This is a genomic window from Dictyobacter alpinus, from assembly GCF_003967575.1.
GTDB classification, from domain to species: Bacteria; Chloroflexota; Ktedonobacteria; order Ktedonobacterales; family Ktedonobacteraceae; genus Dictyobacter; species Dictyobacter alpinus.
Genome location: NZ_BIFT01000001.1, coordinates 3,116,267 through 3,135,269, shown reverse-complemented (window position 1 = coordinate 3,135,269; position 19,003 = coordinate 3,116,267). Strand labels below are relative to the sequence as shown.

The 19,003-nt window shown below is 50.0% G+C and carries 15 protein-coding genes and 2 tRNA genes; 3 read left to right on the top strand and 14 right to left on the bottom strand.

Features of this window, described 5'->3' with window-relative positions:
- Positions 1-40: 40 nt before the first annotated feature.
- Positions 41-943: a glutamate racemase gene (gene murI / locus EL633_RS12435; RefSeq protein WP_161982109.1), complete on the top strand. Its 903-nt coding sequence runs from the start codon at positions 41-43 to the stop codon at positions 941-943.
- A gap of 86 nt (positions 944-1,029) precedes the next feature.
- Entirely contained in the window at positions 1,030-1,662 is a 633-nt protein-coding gene (locus EL633_RS12430) for a phosphatase PAP2 family protein (RefSeq protein WP_161982108.1), read from the top strand.
- Between the two features lie 79 nt (positions 1,663-1,741).
- On the opposite strand, the gene EL633_RS12425 is transcribed toward EL633_RS12430, so the two are convergent.
- The 11 genes from EL633_RS12425 to hisD all read right to left on the bottom strand — a co-directional run bounded on the left by EL633_RS12425 (position 1,742) and on the right by hisD (position 16,986).
- Entirely contained in the window at positions 1,742-3,541 is a 1,800-nt protein-coding gene (locus tag EL633_RS12425; protein WP_126627484.1) for an ABC transporter ATP-binding protein, read from the bottom strand.
- The gene (locus EL633_RS12420; RefSeq protein ID WP_126627483.1) at positions 3,538-5,286 is read right to left on the bottom strand and encodes an ABC transporter ATP-binding protein; all 1,749 of its coding nucleotides are present in this window, start codon (positions 5,284-5,286) and stop codon (positions 3,538-3,540) included. Before EL633_RS12420 ends, EL633_RS12425 begins: the two co-directional genes overlap by 4 nt.
- A 241-nt stretch (positions 5,287-5,527) precedes the next feature.
- Positions 5,528-6,055 (bottom strand): flavoprotein, encoded by a 528-nt coding sequence (locus EL633_RS12415; protein ID WP_126627482.1) that lies wholly within the window; start codon positions 6,053-6,055, stop codon positions 5,528-5,530.
- A 315-nt stretch (positions 6,056-6,370) separates the two neighbouring features.
- On the bottom strand, positions 6,371-7,783 hold the full coding sequence (locus EL633_RS12410) for a complex I subunit 1/NuoH family protein (RefSeq protein ID WP_218027473.1): 1,413 nt from the start codon (positions 7,781-7,783) through the stop codon (positions 6,371-6,373).
- A gap of 79 nt (positions 7,784-7,862) precedes the next feature.
- Complete coding sequence (locus tag EL633_RS12405; protein ID WP_126627481.1) at positions 7,863-9,017, bottom strand: NADH-quinone oxidoreductase subunit D; 1,155 nt, start codon at positions 9,015-9,017, stop codon at positions 7,863-7,865.
- Between the two features lie 9 nt (positions 9,018-9,026).
- Positions 9,027-9,329: a hypothetical protein gene (locus EL633_RS12400; protein ID WP_126627480.1), complete on the bottom strand. Its 303-nt coding sequence runs from the start codon at positions 9,327-9,329 to the stop codon at positions 9,027-9,029.
- Positions 9,330-9,362: 33 nt separating this feature from the next.
- Positions 9,363-10,112 carry an NADH-quinone oxidoreductase subunit C gene (locus EL633_RS12395; RefSeq protein ID WP_126627479.1) on the bottom strand — a complete coding sequence of 250 codons (750 nt, stop codon included), beginning with the start codon at positions 10,110-10,112 and terminating at the stop codon, positions 9,363-9,365.
- A complete protein-coding gene (locus EL633_RS12390) occupies positions 10,103-10,471 on the bottom strand; it encodes an NADH-quinone oxidoreductase subunit A (RefSeq protein WP_126627478.1) in 369 nt (122 codons plus the stop codon). Before EL633_RS12390 ends, EL633_RS12395 begins: the two co-directional genes overlap by 10 nt.
- 94 nt (positions 10,472-10,565) lie before the next feature.
- Positions 10,566-13,091, bottom strand: a complete 2,526-nt coding sequence (locus EL633_RS12385; RefSeq protein WP_161982107.1) for a protein phosphatase 2C domain-containing protein — start codon at positions 13,089-13,091, stop codon at positions 10,566-10,568.
- A 99-nt stretch (positions 13,092-13,190) separates the two neighbouring features.
- The gene (locus EL633_RS12380; protein WP_126627476.1) at positions 13,191-15,020 is read right to left on the bottom strand and encodes a serine/threonine-protein kinase; all 1,830 of its coding nucleotides are present in this window, start codon (positions 15,018-15,020) and stop codon (positions 13,191-13,193) included.
- 649 nt (positions 15,021-15,669) lie between these two features.
- A complete protein-coding gene (hisD, locus tag EL633_RS12375; RefSeq protein WP_126627475.1) occupies positions 15,670-16,986 on the bottom strand; it encodes a histidinol dehydrogenase in 1,317 nt (438 codons plus the stop codon).
- Between the two features lie 185 nt (positions 16,987-17,171).
- Here hisD and EL633_RS12370 point away from each other — a divergent pair, with 185 nt between their 5' ends.
- Positions 17,172-17,723, top strand: coding sequence for a hypothetical protein (locus tag EL633_RS12370; RefSeq protein WP_126627474.1), 552 nt, complete (start codon positions 17,172-17,174; stop codon positions 17,721-17,723).
- Here EL633_RS12370 and recO read toward each other — a convergent pair.
- The 3 genes from recO to EL633_RS12355 all read right to left on the bottom strand — a co-directional run bounded on the left by recO (position 17,720) and on the right by EL633_RS12355 (position 18,755).
- Positions 17,720-18,532 carry a DNA repair protein RecO gene (gene recO, locus EL633_RS12365; protein ID WP_126627473.1) on the bottom strand — a complete coding sequence of 271 codons (813 nt, stop codon included), beginning with the start codon at positions 18,530-18,532 and terminating at the stop codon, positions 17,720-17,722. The two genes, EL633_RS12370 and recO, sit on opposite strands and share 4 nt — an antisense overlap.
- Before the next feature lie 63 nt (positions 18,533-18,595).
- Positions 18,596-18,669, bottom strand: a tRNA-Cys gene (locus EL633_RS12360).
- Between the two features lie 14 nt (positions 18,670-18,683).
- Positions 18,684-18,755: transfer RNA gene (locus EL633_RS12355), tRNA-Gly, on the bottom strand.
- Between the last annotated feature and the right edge of the window lie 248 nt (positions 18,756-19,003).

The following is a 19,003-nucleotide window of genomic DNA, read 5'->3' as shown; positions in this document are numbered from 1 at the left end:
GAAAACTAGTAGTTTAGAAAGTGCAGCAGGAGAACATATAGTGCATCCTGCACGCGACGCCGAGCGGAGTGAGCATATATTTTACGATTATCGCAAGAATGATCCACGCAACTTCCAGCAAGGTCAGGATCAAGCAAAAATTCAGCAGGTATCGCTGGCTCCAATAGGTGTCTTTGACTCAGGGGCGGGCGGCCTGACAATTTTAACAGCATTACGTAAACTACTCCCCAGTGAAAATTTCATTTACATTGGCGATACGGCTCACTGCCCCTATGGTACACGTAGCGAAGATGAGATTATCGAGTTGTCACTGCAAGCATGCCGCTTCCTGGTTGAGCAGGGAGTCAAAATGATTGTTGTGGCCTGTAATACGGCATCTCAAGCTGCATTAAGCGTACTACGCTCTACCTATTCCATCCCTTTTATTGGCGTTGTGCCTGCCGTAAAACCGGCGGCCCGCGCCACCCGTCGTGGAAGGATCGGGATCGCGGCCACCAATCAGGCGGTCAAGGCCTCATATCTCCGTCATCTTATTGATGATTTTGCTTCAGATATCCAGGTCTATGCGGTCGGCTGTCCCGAGCTAGTCACGTTAGTAGAACATGGTGAACTCGAAAGTCCGCTGGTTGATGCAACGTTGCAGCAAGCCTTACAACCATTAATTGACAAAGACGTCGATGTTATTGTCCTGGGCTGCACCCATTTTCCTGCCTTACGACCAGCCATCGAACGTCTGGTTGGGAAAAATGTGCAAGTAATTGATAGCGGCGCGGCCATTGCCCGACGCACGCAAGCAATACTGGATACAGAAAGGCTGGCACGGCCCCTTGAGGGTCCTGGCGGGGACATGCAGATCTGGTGTAGCGGAGACGCTCAAGATTTTAGCAGGGTCGCGAGTGCCGTACTTGGATACAGTGTGCAGGCTTGCCAGTCACTACTTTAAGTATGTTCAGGTGCGGAAACATGTTTTGCTGTTTCTGCACACCCATCGTTTGTTTCTGTCAAGGAATGTATAGGAGAAAAACTATAATGTTTGAGAATATGGCTATCCATGAGAGTGATGACACCCCTGCCATATCAAAACCGTTGCATATTCAATTCGCGCGCTTTATTTCGACCATTTTATCGCCCGCTGTTGTCGCCTTACCTTTTATTATTTTGATGGGTCGTTCCTCCAACGATCAAAATGTTTTCCTTTCTGTTATCATCACGATCTTCTTTCTTTGTGTTGGCCCCATGTCCTATATCAGCTTTGGTGTGATCACCGGTAAATTTACCGATGTCGATGTAAGTGTGCGCTCACAGCGCGTGGGACCATTCTTGTTTGGCATTGCCTCAAGCTTGCTTGGTTTCCTGGTCTTGCATCTGACCAAAGGCCAAAAAAATCTGGAGAGTGTGCTGCTACTGGTCTCGATCAGCGGTATCATGATGATGGTAATTACCCTGTGGTGGAAGATCAGCATGCATGCGTCAGCCCTCTCAGCGGCTGTTACGGCCCTGAGCATGGTGTATGGCAATGTGATCCTGCCAGCCTTTCTGCTGGTCATCCTGGTTAGCTGGTCACGTGTCCAGTTGCGCCGCCATACACTGGCTCAGGTGATTGCAGGCTCAATCGTGGGCATCGTTCTATCCTGGATCTTGCTCAAGACGCAGGGCTTCTAAGCTATACAGATACAGCAGCGACACTAATTTGCGCCATCAGCTCGATCGAGCCGATGGCGCAAATTAGTGTCGCTGCTATTTAAATGTTATCCCGCATTTTTTCGGCTGTTTCGGCCCCGATGAGCGCTGGCTCGCCATGCCAGAGTCGCTGCATCTCTTCGCTGTTCGCCAGCACATGGTCCAGTGTTCCCTCGATCTCAATGCGGCCATCCTTCAGCACGATGATATGGTCTGCCTCACGCAGGGTGGCACGGCGATGTGAGACGGCCAGTCGGGTGACATCGGGTGAGAAACGTGACCAGAGTAGCTGCTCAGTCTCTACATCCAGGGCACTGGATAGATCGTCAACAACCAGAAGGTCAGCATTGCGCACAAACATACGCGCGGCCGCTGTACGTTGGATCTGTCCACCAGAAAGCTTGACCCCACGTGGCCCCACAGTTGTCTCTAATTGCTCCTCTAACTCCCCTATATCATTCTCTAATACGGCAGCATGCAAGGCGCCAGCTATATCTACTTGATCCTCTGGTAGACCTAGCAGGATATTCTCTTTTAATGTTAAGCTGAACAAACGTGGAACCTGCGGGGTATAACTACAACGTGGTGGCACAAAAAAGGTGTCAGGCTCTGTAATGCGCTGATCATTCCAGCGTACTTCGCCCTGGTCCGCCGGAAGCAATCCCAGCAATGTCCGTAGCAGCGTTGTCTTCCCTGAACCGACACGCCCGGTAATTACCGTGAAAGAGCCTTTACGCAGGTGCAACTGAATATCCTCAATGCCCCGCTTACTACCCGGATAACGATAGCTCAGGCGCTCAACCTGCAATTCTTGCAGACGATGCTGCGCCTCCTTAGATGTAAAGGGCAACGCCGGCAGTTTTCCATTCAGATATAAAGGACGATGCGCCACCAGATCCTGTTTGGGGCCTTCCTGCAATAAAGTAAAGAGACGATCCAGAGAAACATTGGCCTGGCTGTAGCGCGTAATAAAACCACCAGACATGCGAATAACCTGGGTTAGCCAGGCAAGATAGGAGACAAAGAGGGCCAGGTCGCCAGCACTCAAGCTTTGATCGCGTATGGATTGCGCCGCTATCAACAATACGATGCCGGTTCCGATATCAGCGGCATTACCAGAAAAAGCGTCAATGATCTGGCTTAGCAACGTATCCTTCAGCGTAGCTTTGCGGCGCTCCTCGCCTAGCTTGCGAAAGTGTTCCACGATCGGCTTTTCGGCCCGCGAAACTTTGATCGTCTGTACCGCCCCAAAGACATCTCCCAGTAATCCTGTCACATCGCCAATCGACTCTTGCGTAGCTTTACGATAGAGCTGAATACGGCGTCGAAAGGAATTGACCAGCAATAAAACCAGAATCAAAGGCACAAATACGGCCAGAGTGATCAAGGGTGAGACACGAATTAAAATTACCAGGGCAACAATCATCACCAGAATCTGGCCAACTGGATCAAAAAGCCAGCAGATAAAAGCCCCTACCTCCTCGGCATCGTTGCGCAAGCGGCTGATGGCTTCTCCGGTTGAAGATGGTAGGGCCTGCGCGCCTGGTCGCTGTAAGATCTGTGCGAACAGATTATGCCGTAACAGGGCTTCCATAGTCTGCCCAAGCGTAATCTCACTGAGGATCGCAACCAGGATTATAGCGGTACGGGCCAGCACGCTTCCAATCAGTAAGGCGATCAGCCACCAGAGTAGCGAAGGATTCAAAGTACGGTGGGTCAGCCCGTCCAGGATCGCTTGCGCGACCAGACCTGGTACCAACGGAAACAGGTACCAGATCACGCCATTGGCCAGTCCGCTGCCAATATACAACAGCGGACGATAACGCGCCAGGCGCCAGATATACCAGAGCTTCTGCTTCATGCCAGCACCTCCTCTAAACCAATGCGCAACAATTGCGCAAAGCGCGATGTAGCATCATGGGCAAGATCCTGACGAGATCCATATTCAGCGCACTTGCCATGTTCTAAAATCATAATCGTATCGGCTCGCTGTACCGTTGCCAGACGGTGCGCGATAATGATACCAGTGCGTCCCTCAAGTAAGCGATCAATTGCATGCTCAAGTAAGCGTTCAGTAGCGGGATCCAGCCGTGAGGAGGCTTCGTCCAAAATCACCAGACCCGGATCGCGTAAAAAGACACGCGCAAACGCGATTAATTGAGCCTCGCCAGCGGATAAACCACTACCACCTGGTGCCAGTACCGTATCCAGTCCATCGGCCTGTGAACGATACCAGGGCTCCAATCCCAACAAATCTAGCGCCTCCAGGATCTGTGCATCTGTAATGCAGGCATCAAAGAGCGTCAGGTTATTGCGTATGGTCGTATGCAGAATATGTACATCTTGCGTCACCATGCCGATATGCTCATGGAGGTCATCCAGCGTAAGCATACGAATATCGGTGCCGTTCAAACGCACTACACCCGCAGTAGGATCATAGAGGCGCTCAAGCAATCTGGTCAACGTACTCTTACCGCTGCCAGTGCGGCCCAGCAGTCCCATAATGCTGCCAGGTGCCAGTTGTAATTGGATATGCTCCAGTACTGGTACATCCTCGTTATAGTGAAAAGAAACATCCTCAAAAGCTACTTCGAGTGCACCAGGAGCCAGTGGTGTAGCGCCCTGGCCATCCACAATGGTAAGTTTCGTATTGAGCAGAGTTACAACACGCTCAATGCTACCAGCTGACTGCTGTAATTCTCGTAGCTGGTTGACGATCTGCTCGATCGGCGTGGTTAGGGTTGTAGTATAGAGGAAAAGCAATAACACGGTACCGCTACTCATGGTACCAGCCCAATAGAAATAGCTACCCATTACCAGCGCGATGGCCATGCCGAGGGCATTCACCAGGGTGATTGTTCCCCAGGTTGAAAAATTAACCCCCATAGCTTTACGCAGCTTGCGCAAGCGATTACGCGAATGGACAGATAAGCCTTGCAGCATATACTGCGTGGCCCCGCTTGAGCGCACATCTTCCGTCCCCGACAGCCGTTCCTCCAGAAAACCAAACAGATCCGCACTGGCCTGCCTTTCAGCCTCCCAATACGGTGTTGCCAGACCCCGTAAGCGATTGACAAGCAAGAAAGCCAGGACCGTAAAAACCGATAGCACTCCCCCAACGCGCCAATCAACCAGAAACAACAGGACCAATACTCCGATCAACAAACAGATATTGCCAAAGAGGGCAATTACCAGGCGCGAGAAAAAGGTACTCAGCGAGCTTACATCACCATCAATACGTTCAATCAATTCTCCCGGGGAATGCGTAGTATGAAAGGTGGCATCTAACTGCAAACAATGCAACATCAGATCGGCCCGCAAGGCATTGGTCGCGGTTAGAGAGACATTCGCAGCTACATAGGCCTCAATTACAGTAATAATTTGACGCGCGATTGAAAGTAAAAGAAAGATCAACGCAATGAATAGCAGGCCCCATAATGTTCCTTTAGCACTGGCACTATCGATAAAAGTACGCACAATTTGTGGGTTGATCAGGGCGATACTAATAGAGCTAGCCAGCAGCAAACAGAGCCATAATACACGAACCCATTGGGGCTTGAGATAAGTGATAAGCAGGTCTCGATACGTTTTAGCTGAAAGCTTCATCAAAACATTCCTCTCTATACATGTGAGAGTGACGAAGATGCATATAATGCAAAAAATCATACATGAGCTATCTAAAAACAGGGGCGTAGTGAAGACGGGTAGAAAAGAGTAGATGAGTGTGGAAAATATCTAAAATTAGCTGCGCAGCCGCTTCATGAAGCAAGACCTTTCTAATGTACCATCACACAATTACAAGTGTACATTATCAGCAATTGTTTTGTAAAGTCCCATCCGAATTATTTTACCCATTATGGGCAGAAGCGTTGCGCAATTTTATCAGGATACTGGACCAGGGGATATTATTATTGGGAGGATACTGATCAGGATGGTAGTAAATCTGCACTCCCTGTTGCTCCAACCGGGACAGACTGGGCGCGAACGCTGGATCCTGGGCCAGTTCGGCACTGGCGCGCGGAAAAACGAGGATGGGGAGGTATGCCTGGCGTGTCCAGATTCTAAGTAGGGTGAGTGCATAGGTGTCCTCAATGCCCTGAGCCCACTTCTTAAGGGTATTAAATGTGGCTGGTACAACTACCACAGCGTCAAAGGAGGGGAGTGGAGAGAGTGGTGCTGTCATTGTAACAGGGTGGCCTGTGAGGCGTCTGAGCAAGGGCTCATTGATAAAGTCGCTGGCTTTGGGTGTGGCGATAATCCAGACATCCCATTGATCTTGCTGAACTAAGTGTACAAAGTCTTGGATCTGGCTGGCCGATAGGGCGGCACAGACAACTATAGCCAGTTTTTTTATGCAAACATGCTCTTGTCTCATATATCGTGCTCACATTTGATAAGGTCATAAGATATGGCCGCACTCGGGCACTAAAGTGCCCTTACTTATTTTATTATGGTGGGGTAAATGGGGCGCCCTGCGCCCCATTTACCCCACCATAATAAAATGGTTTTTGACAACTCTAAACGATTTAGTCTGGTATTTGATGAAGCAGTACTTCAGTATTATGCCAAATACCCCGGTCTCAAGATGCTGGGCTTCCTAGGCCGATTATGTGAAAAGCAGGTGGGATACCATCTTTGGTGGTCCCACCTGCTTTTTGCAATGAGTCTGTTTGTATTACCGGCAGTCTGGTTACTTGTTGCCGCCAGCGGGCAAGGCAACACGAGCAGGTACGCCATCACGTAGGACTGGTGTTGGCGTTGCGGGTTTGGCTCGTAGCTGGGCGCGAATAGCCGGAGCTTGCGCACGCCGTGTGCTGGCTGTGGTGACACGTCCAACCAGCCAGATGAAGCCAAAGACACTGGCCCAGTTGATCGCAGCCAGAACTGTCAGGAAGACCCAGGTAGGCAGGCTTTTGGTCAAGAAGTAGACCAGGCCAGTCACCAGGATGTTGGCCAATGTGACAGGCATCAACACCAACCAGGCAAACTGCATGAGCTGGTCAGCACGTAGACGTGGCAGGGTTGCGCGGATCCAGATGAAGACAAAGCACAGGGCATAAATCTTAATAACGAAGTATCCCAGGGCCAGGATGTTACCAACGAAGCCCCAGAGCAGTGAACCCTGAGCCGTCAACCAGGAAACACCAGGGCCAGCGAAGCCACCCAGGAAGAGGTAGGAAGCCACAGCCGAAGCGATGGTCATATTACCATACTCACCCAGGAAGAACATAGCCCAGCGCATACCACTATATTCTGTCATATAACCAGCGACCAGCTCTGACTCTGCTTCTGGCAGGTCGAATGGTGCGCGGTTCGTCTCAGCCAGACCACAGGTGTAGTAGATGATTAACATCAATGGCTGGAAGAGGAAGAACCAGGACCAGGGGGTGAAGCCCTGGAAAATGAAGTCCAGAACAGGAATGCCAGTATTATGCCAGGCAGAATTCTGGAAAAGCATAATCTGATATGGGGCGATCGAGCCAACGCCTAATTGTCCGTAGTTTGGGAAGCCAGGCATGCCTGCCAGTACACTTGTCAGCATGATTACACCAACAAAGGCCAGTACCAGAGGCAATTCGTATGAGATCATCTGGGCCGCGGAACGCAGGCCACCAATCAGAGAATACTTATTGTTTGAACCCCAGCCAGCCATGATCACACCGATAACATCGATTGAGCTCATAGCCACCAGGAAAACCAGTCCAGTGGTTAATGCACCACCGGGCAACTGTACATACGGTGAAAATGGTAACACCGCAAAAGCTGCGATCACGGGCGCCATAAAGACAGCCGGCGAAAGCAAGAACATCAACTTATCCGCGTGCTTAACATGGATGTCTTCTTTAAGTAACAACTTGGCAACATCCGCTACCGTCTGCAAAAGGCCATAGGGACCAGTGTGGAGAGGCCCTTCACGGTCCTGCATCCAGGCCAGGACTTTGCGTTCGGCAAGCACCAGGATTGTCGCGCTGGTTAGAATAAAGCCGAAAATAGTCAGAAAAGCCACGACAAACTGCAGGAAGCTCCAATTGGCGATGCCACTCCACAGATCTGTCGCCCACTGATACCAGGGGGCTGTTTCGGCTACAATCATTGCAAACATATGATAACTCCAGAGGTAAAGGAGCAAACAAGAGGGATAAAACTATCGGGCTTGTCTGCTACTCTACAAAGAAAGATACTTACCGGTCGACCTCGCCAAGCACGATATCAGTACTACCCAGGATGGCAATGGCGTCGCTCATTTTGTGACCACGCATCAGTTCAGGTATGATCTGCAGGTTGACAAACGAGGGTCCACGGAGCTTGGCACGCCATGGATATTCGCTACCATCACTGATCATATACACACCCAGCTCGCCTTTACTGCTTTCCACAGCAAAGTATGTCTCACCACGTGGAGGACGCAGCGCGATAGGAGTACGGGTACTGATGGCTCCACCAGGCATTTTATCGATGGCGACCCGGCAGAGACGAATGCTCTCAGTAATCTCTTGCAAGCGTACATAATAACGAGCGTAGCAGTCGCCTTCCTGCCGTACATAGGTATTGACAGGGACTTCACGATACGCCATATATGGGCGGTTCACACGCAGATCCCAGTTGACGCCACTGGCACGCAACATTGGGCCGGTCAAACCATAGGCCAGAGCCTGTTGAGGATCAATGTAGCCAACGCCCTGTGTACGAGACATAAAGATCTCGTTACCACTCAGAAGGCTATCCATCTCCTTCATATTCTCTTCCAGGGTGTCCAGGAAGGCTTCACACTCTTTGAGCCAGTCCTTGGGGAAGTCGTGCAATACACCGCCAACGCGCATATAGTTGACGTTGAAGCGACTGCCACCCAGGGCCTCAAATAAAGAAAGAATACCTTCACGATCACGGAACGCCCAGAGAACTGGAGTTGACGCACCAAGGTCCAGACCATAGGTACCGATACCTACCAGGTGGCTGGCAATACGCTGCAACTCATTGGTCAGCAAGCGAATATATTGTGCACGTCGGGGTGCTTCAATCCCCATCAATTGCTCAACTGCACCGACATAAGCCGTCTCATTCAACATAGGAGACAGATAGTCAGAATTATCCATATAACGGATACCAGCCATAATAGTGCGGTTTTCCAGAATTTTTTCCAGGCCGCGGTGCAGATAGCCGATCACAGGGGTACATCCCGTGATAGTTTCGCCCTCCAGGGTCATAATCAAACGCAACACCCCATGGGTACTTGGATGTTGTGGGCCCAGGTTGAGCAACATTTCCTGTGTCTTCAGGCCCTCTGCCGAATCTGTTGTCGTCAGGTCTTGAAGATCAGTGTCTTGATTCGTAGCCATAAGCTTCCTCTAATTTTGTCTTCTTTGTTGCCACTTCCGTAAACGAACGCCGAAGCTAATCGACCACATTAACGCTATCAGTGCCATCATACCTGCAAAGAGATAACGATTAGGACTCTCTTGCAAAGTGAAGGTATACGCAAATCCCCAGCATCCCAGAGCTATGATTGCTCCAGATACCAATCCCGTCAATCCACTACTACTATTATTACGCCGTGCAGCCAGCCTTCGCTGATAATTTGTAGCTGGCGGCACAGGTTGCTGTATATTATCAGCTTTGCTGGTCACTTTTCGCTGTTTCGACTTTGGCATGATATTCACTCACGTCCTGGTCGCGCTTCCTTACTACTTATCGTCGGTCGTCGAGTTGCTATCGCGGGTTGACTGGCCAGACTCAGTTGACTCGTGTACGTTCGCATCTCTCTGAGCAGCTTCATTAGCATGCCCAAAGGTCGGAGTACCCGGATGCAGCCGCTCTTCCTGACCCTGACCCAATTTCTTTTGCACCACACGCTCAATATTCTGCTGCTGGAATTGGCCAGAAACAGCCATATTTGGATCAACCTGGGTGGTGGCACGTGGCTTTACCGTCATTGGGACCTGATGGAAATTTTTGAGCAGGGGATGTCCTTCAAAATCATCATCAAGCAACATACGACGGAGATCGGGATGGCCCGAAAAATGAATGCCATACATGTCATATGTTTCGCGCTCAAGCCAGTTGGCTGTGGGCCAGACAGAAACAACGCTATCAATTTCAGGAGCTTCCGAAGAAAGTCGCACCTTCAATTGGAGCAGTTGTGAACGCGTTGTAGAGCGTATATGGTAGACCGATTCCAGATGATCTAGCATATCCACACCTGAAATGCTGCTGAGCAAATCAAAACCTAATTGATCACGCAGAAAGCGGCAGACAGCAACCAGATTTTCGCGCGCCACCTCAAATCCAAGGTAATCACCTTTTTGCAGTTGAGTTACCAGAGGGGCACCAGTAATCTGAGCAAGAGGCGCCAGATCACGAGCCAGCGCAGCATTCTCGTCGCGATATCCAGTAGTAGCACTGGGAATATTTTTTGAACGTGGTACTAGATCCATCGAGCCACTCCCTTACGCCATGCATAGACCAAACCAAGTGCAAGAACGATGATAAAGAACACGATCTCACAAAAACCAAAAATGTCTAATTGTTTAAAGATTACAGCCCAGGAAATGATGAAAACGATATCTACATCAAAGGCCACAAACAATAAAGCAAAGATATAAAACCCTAATGGATATTGGACCCAGGCAGAGCCGATGGGAGTTTCACCAGACTCATACGTTTGCAGTTTTTCTTCAGTATTTTTATGTGGAGCAAGCAGGTTTGCGAGGCCAGTAGCAACTAACACGAACACAAAGCCTGCCGCCAGCAAAATACCTGCATATAAATATCCAATATTAGCTGATGTTGACACGAGCTTTTCCTCCCAATAAATACCTCCGCTATTAAGAGCGGAGGTCAAGAAAATGCTGTCTAGATTATAGCACAGGGAAGAAAGTGCGACAATTTTATGGTAACTGGGGCATTTCTACTGAGTCGGGCTTGGCAACAAGCTGCAACCGGGGCATACCGCTTGTTTCAACTGGCTCAGTTACTTGCACGATAACCACACTGACGTTATCTTCACCGCCACCCTCAAGAGCAGCTTTAATCAAGGCCTCGCCAGTCATGGCAGGATCAGGATCAGGATTTTTGACGACCGCTTCAATTTTTGGGTCGCGCACCATGTCCCATAAGCCATCTGAGCAAAGCACTATTTTATCTCCAGGTTGTAACGCTTCCTTGAAAGAATCGATCTCAATAGCTGGCTTTTCACCCAGACTACGATAGATCTGATTACGTTTTGGATGGGTATAGATATCATCGGGTTTGATGATACCAGCCTCAACCAGGCTAGCGACAACCGAATGGTCTAATGTGACCTTCCGTAAACCGGCGGCGGGCCGATACAGATAGGTTCGACTATCTCCTACATTCACAATATAAGCCATACCATCAACAACCAGCGTCGCAGTAATGGTTGTACCCATATCAGCATTCTTCTGCAGATTATTTTGATGAACAGCCAGATTTGCTTCCTGCACACCATCTATAAGCAGTTTCTCATAAGCATTGCTCTGGCGCAATGCCTGTCCACTGATTTTTGGTAGCATATAATTAACGATGGTTTGAATAGCCAGACGGCTGGCATCTTCTCCATTCGCATGTCCACCCATACCATCCGCAACCACAAACAGGCCAAACAGCGGCGCTTTAGACGCTCCGTTGACCAGGCCTTGCGCAGCAAAAAGACTATCCTCATTTGGTTTATACTTACGTTTAATACCAGGATCAGATTTAGCCCCAACCATTAATCCTAATTGGCGGCCACTTAACTGACGCATCGAATAGGGAACGGTCTTTTCTGGATCCAATTCTTGCGTTGCTGCACTGCTATCTGGTATATCCACGGTCGGTTGCTCTGAGATAGAACGACCCGGGACAACCGTCGGCTGTTCCGCGATAGCACTGGCTGGCACAATCGTTGTCTGATCCGCGATGGAACGAACCGGTGGAGTTGAGGAGCGCACGGCATGGTTTCCAGCGGTAGAGGCTGGTAAGGGAGACCTGCCATACTGCTGCTGGACCTTATTGTCAGCAGGAGCAAGTTGCTGCTGACAACTGGCGCAGAAGTTATCATCCACTGACACAATCTCTCCACAACGTGGACAACGTAACATGGGATTGCCCAACGGACCTGTTGCTACCATTGGTGGTTGGACCGTGGCCAGGGAGCCAGACTGACTCATATTACGCTTTTTTTGCGCCGCCTCTTTTTCAGCCAGCCGAATACGCTGAGCTTCGATGGTCGCACGCTGTTCTGCATCAGCCAATTCATCCTCCAAGACGCGCTGGTGCTTATGCACGCGTACACGCCAGAGTAAGAAAAGGATCAAAACAACCAGCAGGACCACTACGGCTGCCGCGACTGCCAGCTGCCAGTAAGGAATGTGCAGCCCAAAGAGGGTCACACCATTAGCTGGTGCCGGGCTCGGAGCCGCAGCTTTAGCGGTTTCAGTAGCAGTTTGCCCGCTCATAGACTGAAAAAGTTGGGCCGCCTGAAAATTATTGTTGGCAGTAAACGCCTTTTGAAAATTCAGGTGTGCGCTAGCGGCCTTTTGTTGATAATAAGCATCCATGCCGTTTTTCCAATTATCATGTACTGGACTAACAACAGAAGAAGGTGTGATCTCTGGCAAGGTTACATTGAGGAAAGACTGGATCTCATTTAATGCATGTAGCGGAACATTCTTGCCACCATGCATGCCAACCAATTCTCCAACACTATTGACGATCGGAGTACCAATCTCCAATGTCTGGTCTGTTAACGACCGGGTCACCGGCAGACGATACGCTTCCAGTTGCTTCGTGTACCCATCTAAAGTTGCGGACCCTTCCATCGAAGGATGCAATCCAACGAGGGTTTTATCATTTTTCAGCAGCGAAAGCGCATGATCTTGTTGTCCACTGGCAGTAACAGTGGCCAGATCGATAAAAGGCTGTGGCTCCGACGCGCTAGAGTTAAAGCGCAAGAGGGCCGCACTATCAACACATGGGTTCGAGCCGGAAGGACAATGAACAGAAATTTCAGCAGCTTTTCTGTCAAATTTAATAATTTGCTGCGTATTATAGCTACTACTCGTATAAATAGAAATACCAGACAGCTCTGCCCCGGTCCCTGACGACAAACAGGGAGCCTTTTTCTCATTATTTACCAGTGATCCATCGGTCAGTACCCAGTTTTCGTAGTGATCAGTGATACGCTGACTGCGTACCAGCACGCCCAATCCAGTACACATACTGGTAGAACTGGCGCCCCCCTGCGTAGAATCTGTACTCATATATGACAAGATCAAGCGCACAACCGAAACACCAGCACGCGTAACATCTTGCGCCGGCAGTGGCGCTAAAGGCTGCGGCGTAGCAGCAGCAAAGGCAGTGGAGGAAAGCCCCACTTGCAGGGCGATCATGAGCCAAAAGAGTACTATAACCATAGGCAGTCGGAAGCTCCTACGTTTCCTAGAGCTGAGACGATGCGTACTCATTGACACGTTCCCTTCATGCCAGATAGACAGTGCATAAAAGATTGCCTCTTACCGTCCTAAACGATTTTTCAAACTATAGAAAAGTTGCTGAACAGCAGGTGTGTTTCCCATTGGTCCATTAATAACATAGCCACACTCGCGCAATGCGTCATCCAGTTTTCCTTCACGCTCATATACCTGGCTAAGCAGAAAGCGTGCCTGTGAATCAGCGGCATTTAAAATAAGTACCTGCACAAAAGCATGTTCAGCAAGCGACCATTGATTTGTGCGCATGGCTAATTGGCCCAGAGAAAAGTATAACCGCAAACGTAAAATTTCTGGCTGGGCGGGTGCCAATTTTAGCGCCTCTTGATATTCACGGATCGCAGGCTCAATTTGTTGTGTTTTTTCAAAACACTGGCCCAATCGATCATGTGCTTCAAAATCCTGAGCGTTCAGGCGCAAGGATTGGCTATAAGCGGGAATCGCCTGTTGTGGCGATTGACGCAAATAAAACCAGACATCCCCGATCAATTTATGGATCTCAGGGTCAGCAGGATTGATTTGCAGCGAACGATTGTACGCCTGCAGAGCAAGATCAGGTTGGGGTGGCGTGCGACGAGCAAACACCTGTCCAAAGATTTTATGTACAATCGCGTTCTGTGGCTCTAATGAGTGCGCCCACTTGACCGCATCATGCGCCGCTTCAACGCGTGAGGCTGATAAATGTCCCAATGCCGTCGTGATATGCGTTGCCGCGGGACCCGTCATCGAAGATGAAGACGGTCGAACCGGAGTCGCATATGGCGATAAGTTAGCACCGGAGCCACCAGATATCGCCTGTCCAGATCCACTCGCAGCATCTTTCCCCTGGCCCATAGCATTTAGCAGTGGGGGCGCAACGGTCACTGGTGGCAGATTGATCAAAGCCCGTTCCAATTCAGCTGCATTAGACCAGCGCAGATGGAGTTGTGGAGCCAGACACTTCATAACAATCTGATCAAAGGCTGGCGAGATATCTGGACGCAACATGCGCAAAGAAGGAAAATCAAAAGGCCCTGGTTTATTGTTAGCCGGATCATGGCGCGTCAACAGACGATGCATTGTAGCACCCAGAGCATAAATATCGCTACGCGGCTCTGGCATACCATGCAACTGTTCAGGAGGCGCATAGCCTAAGGTCATAATTACCGTGGCCTGACGCTGTGACTGGAAAGTACGGGCAATACCGAAATCGATCAATTTAATTTCATCTCGACCCGTCACCATAATATTAGACGGCTTCAAGTCACGAAAAATAATTGGCGGTGATTGAGAATGGAGATAGCTCAGCACACTACTCACCTGGCGCATCCAACTCCTGGCACGAGCCTCAGTCACGCCGCGAGCACCATTGATACCAACCACATTCCCTTCCAGATCCAGAGCTTCTGCCAGGGTATGGCCATCAATAAAGTCCATTACCAGATAATGCCGACCGCTTTCAGCAAAGAAATCGCGCACACGTGGAATGCAGGGATGATTCAATTCCAGTAGTAATGTAGCCTCACGCGAGAACCATTCCACCGCTTGAGTTCGTTCACTCTCATTATGGAACTCATCCAGCATTTCTTTTACCGCACAGGGGCGATTAAAGCGTGTATCAATTGAGCGATATACCGCACCCATGCCGCCAGATGCAATGAGTTTATCAAGTTTATAACGTCCACCTGAGAGTAACGTACCAGGCGCCAACCTTCGTGGCGGTGAAGAGTTGCCTTCAGTTTCAGGCAAGTTAGCGCTAGAGGGTAGCGGTGTGTGTGCATTCTCTGGCACGTTACTTTTTGGCCCTGGCTGTCCAGGTTGTGAGCTACTCACCGGTAATACATGCTCTGAATCAGACGAAAAGTTATTTGACATACTTTTTTTACACCGCAAAAACTATTTGAATTTCCTCATCAACACAATAAAAAACTGGCTAACTATGGAGCCCAAGAATATATGCTCTCCACATTGCAGATTTAAACTTTTATAGGGGGCATTATAACACATCTTTCTCCGTTGTGAGCAGTATTAAATCCAGAGTCCTAGAGCGGCACTACCACAAATCGCCATCTTTGCTATTTTTATACATATTATTGATTATCATAGCTCAAATCCCTCCGTCATAACAGATGTAGATCCAGGACCATTATCTGCACAAACTTCGCAGGCACACCCATTTCTGCTCATGTTGGGGAACCCGGCAATGAACGGGAGCGACCAGGTCACATTGCTTTAACCATACTAAGTAAACGCGTGTTCAACCTATTTTTACTCGTACGATATAGAATCTCCCCTCCTTTCGCGCCTCCTGCGGCGGCGCGGGAGAAGAAGAGAAACAAGGGGGCATCCCTCGAACCCCGGCATGGAGCTGGCTGCCCCTTGCAACCCCGGTCCTCATATACATTGAGGAGGATTGAACGCCAGCCAGTTCTTCACATTCGGGAGAACTTATGATGCGAAAAAAGATATGGGCACGTCAGCATCCACGTGGGGTAAGGGATCCAACCGCGTTGAACGGAAAGGATCAGTGCCGGGACTCGGGACGATCAGTAACAGCCAGAGCATGGGAAGGAAAACCTTCAAACTCGGCCAATCGGCGCGTGGTCTCGCTCAATTGAGCATAACCTTCACGCGTAACATATCCCAGTCCTGTTCGCTTCAAAAAGTCAAAAACGGAGGTACAGGAGAAGGTATGGGCAAAACCACCAGTCGGCAGAATCGCATTGGTACCCAGGCTATAGTTGCCTAAGGGGGTCGGCGTATTGGCACCAAGCAAAATCTCGCCCGCATTTTTTAGTTCCGCTAGGATCGCAAAGGGCTCTCGCACATGTACTTCTAAATGCTCAGGAGCATATTCATTGGTGAAGGCAATGGCCTCAGCCATATCATTGGTCAGAATCAGACCACCGGTCCCCTTCTCGCTCTCAAAGCCGGTACGACAGAAGGTTTGTCGTGGTTCGGGCAGGGCCGCGATTTTGGCTGGCAACAACTCCTGAACCGCCTCAATTAACGCAAGGCTATCAGTGACCAGCAGACTGGAAGACTCTGGACCATGTTCCGCCTCTACTAACAGGTCTCGCGCCACCAGTTCTGGATCCGCGCTAGCATCCGCCAACAGAATCGACTCACTGGGACCTGCCGGCAGGCCAACGTCCAGCGTACCATATAACAAGCGTTTGGCGGCTGAGACATAAGGATTACCAGGTCCAGTAACTTTACGTACAGGCTCAATCGTCTCTGTACCATAAGCCAGGGCTGCAATTGCCTGGGCGCCACCAATACGATAAATCTCATGCACGCCACACAGGTCCGCCGCCACCAGAGAAGCAGGATCCACATCTCCATTAGGAGCGGGAGGAGTACAGACCACGATGCGCGGCACACCAGCGATACTGGCCGGTGTAGCCAGCATATACATCACGGAAGGAAATGCACCTTTTCCACGCGGCACATACAGGCCCACGCTGGTAATTGGTGTAATCTTCTCACCGGCCATAACACCGGGAGCTATCTGCGCAAACCACTGCTCATGAGGCATCTGGCGCTCATGGAACCTGCGTACATTCTTAATGGCCTGCTCAATCGCCTGATGGACCTCTTTATCGAGTAACGTATGGGCACGCTCAATCTCTTCCTGGCTCACCCTTAGCTGATCTGGCGAGAGTTGCACATGATCAAAGCGCTCCATATATTCGAGTAACGCAGCATCACCGCGATCACGAACTCCGCGTACAATTGGGCGTACATAGTCAAGCAGGTCATCAATCGCGACCTCGGCACGGCGCAGTAAGCGGGCACGCTGCGCTTTATCTAAACTGGCCAATTCATAAAAATGGACCATGATCTCTATTTTATCCTTTCATCTATGCATCATCTACTATCATGATACGCGAATGATAGGAATATTGTCTATGCCCAACCGGGGCAACCCATATGTCGATAAACACCCACTACACAGCTATATTTTCCGTTGAAAACTATGATATGATTGCCAAAACCAATTGCCTAGCGAGGATGAGGTTATTTATGGCACATCAAGATCCCAAACAGGAGATCATAAATCGGCTAACACGTTTACTGGTCTCGCGCACCGACAAGATTCCAGCTGGAAATCTGAACGAGAGTGTACAAGAAACAAAAAACAAAACACTGCAATTTCTGAAAGAGCGTTCTCTACCCGGGCGTAAAGCCTATATTGTTGTTTTTGAGAATGAGCAAGGGCACGAAATTTACTTTACCTGCTATGTGGAGCAGGATGCACAGGAACTCTGGCAATTCCGTGGAGCCGCGGGAGATGGCAGCATGGGCAGCACTCCAGGTCCTGTGATGGAACAGGCATGGGTCAACCTGGGCGGTGGCGGTATGCCGGATCATTTCTATGCTGGCGGTCTGGTCGCCGACCATGATCGGCATGTCGCACGCGTACGCCTGGTTGCAAAAAATGGCACCATTATCGAAGATCAAGTGGAGAATGGCCTGGTCCTCTTTATAAGTGAGCAGCCCATCAACCTGCCAATCCTGGCTGAACTTTATGATGATACGGGCGCGCTTATCTACAGCCATAAGGTGCTTAGTTAGCGTGGTGCGTTAAGCGTCTCAAGGAAACTCCAGGACTTCAGGTCACGCTCCAGGTGGAAACGGATCAGCCCATGTGTGGCGGCTTCGATTTCTGCCTGGAGACGAAGATCCAGGTGCAGATTGGGAACCTTTGCCCATTCGGTCCGTTGCAAGAGGCGTAACACTTTGAGCGCATTCATGGAAAGTGCCTGGGACCAGAGATGGGAGCAATTAGGGCACAGGGCGCCCCCAAGTGCGGGTGTAAAGCCATTTTCTTCAGGCTTGAGTTCCGCGCCACAATGCGCACATTGCCTGAGTACCGGCTCATAACCAATATATGAAAGTAGATAGATTTCGAAATAGCGCAGTAGCAGACGTGAACGATCCTGATCCTTTGGTGAGGGTGCTTCACCTGCCGCGCGCCGCCGCTGTACCTCGGTGGCATCCACGTCTAAAACGCGTAAAGCTGTCAGCAATAGATTATAGACATCGTGCTGCTGCGCGTTCTCCTCAACAAAGCGATCCACGAGCTCGGCCAGATAGAAGCCACACGTCATATACCAGAGATCGGTGCGCAAATGGAAGTAGTTTTCTTTGGCCTGCGCCTGTGTCACAATATCTAGATTTCTGCCCACAGCAAGCTGCAACTGGCTATAACAGAGTATTTCCAGATGCCCGGCTTTTTTACTACCCGGCCGGCGTGATCCTTTAGCCAGAGCACGAATCTTGCCTTTATAAGGAGTAAGCAGCGTCAGTATCCGATCGGCTTCGCCCAGATCGGTGTGTTTTAGAATAATTGCTTCGGTGGGATAACTACGTTGTTCACGCATAGGTGGATTTCCAGATGGTTGCTAAAAAAAAGAGACGTGGTAGTTAGTTTACCACGTCTCACCTGGAGGCGACGAGCGGACTCGAACCGCTGGTGCAGCTTTTGCAGAGCCGTGCCTTACCACTTGGCTACGTCGCCTGAATAAAAGGGGGAGCGGGAGACGGGATTCGAACCCGCGACATCTTCCTTGGCAAGGAAGTGCTCTACCACTGAGCCACTCCCGCAATTGCATTTTGTAATGAATGCATCACGTTTGTAGGGATAAGATATCATATCTCTTATTGTTTGTCAACCGTTTTGCTTATGAGTTTTTTGGGGGTGGTGGCGGTGGCCGGACTCGGGCGCCTGAAGCGCCCGGCCTTTTTAATATTGATGAGGTCAGAGTATGGGCGAAGCCTATACTCTGACCTCATCAATACTGGGCGCACTTCATTTTTTTGCAAGCTCAGACATAAGAAGGAAAACCATTCCC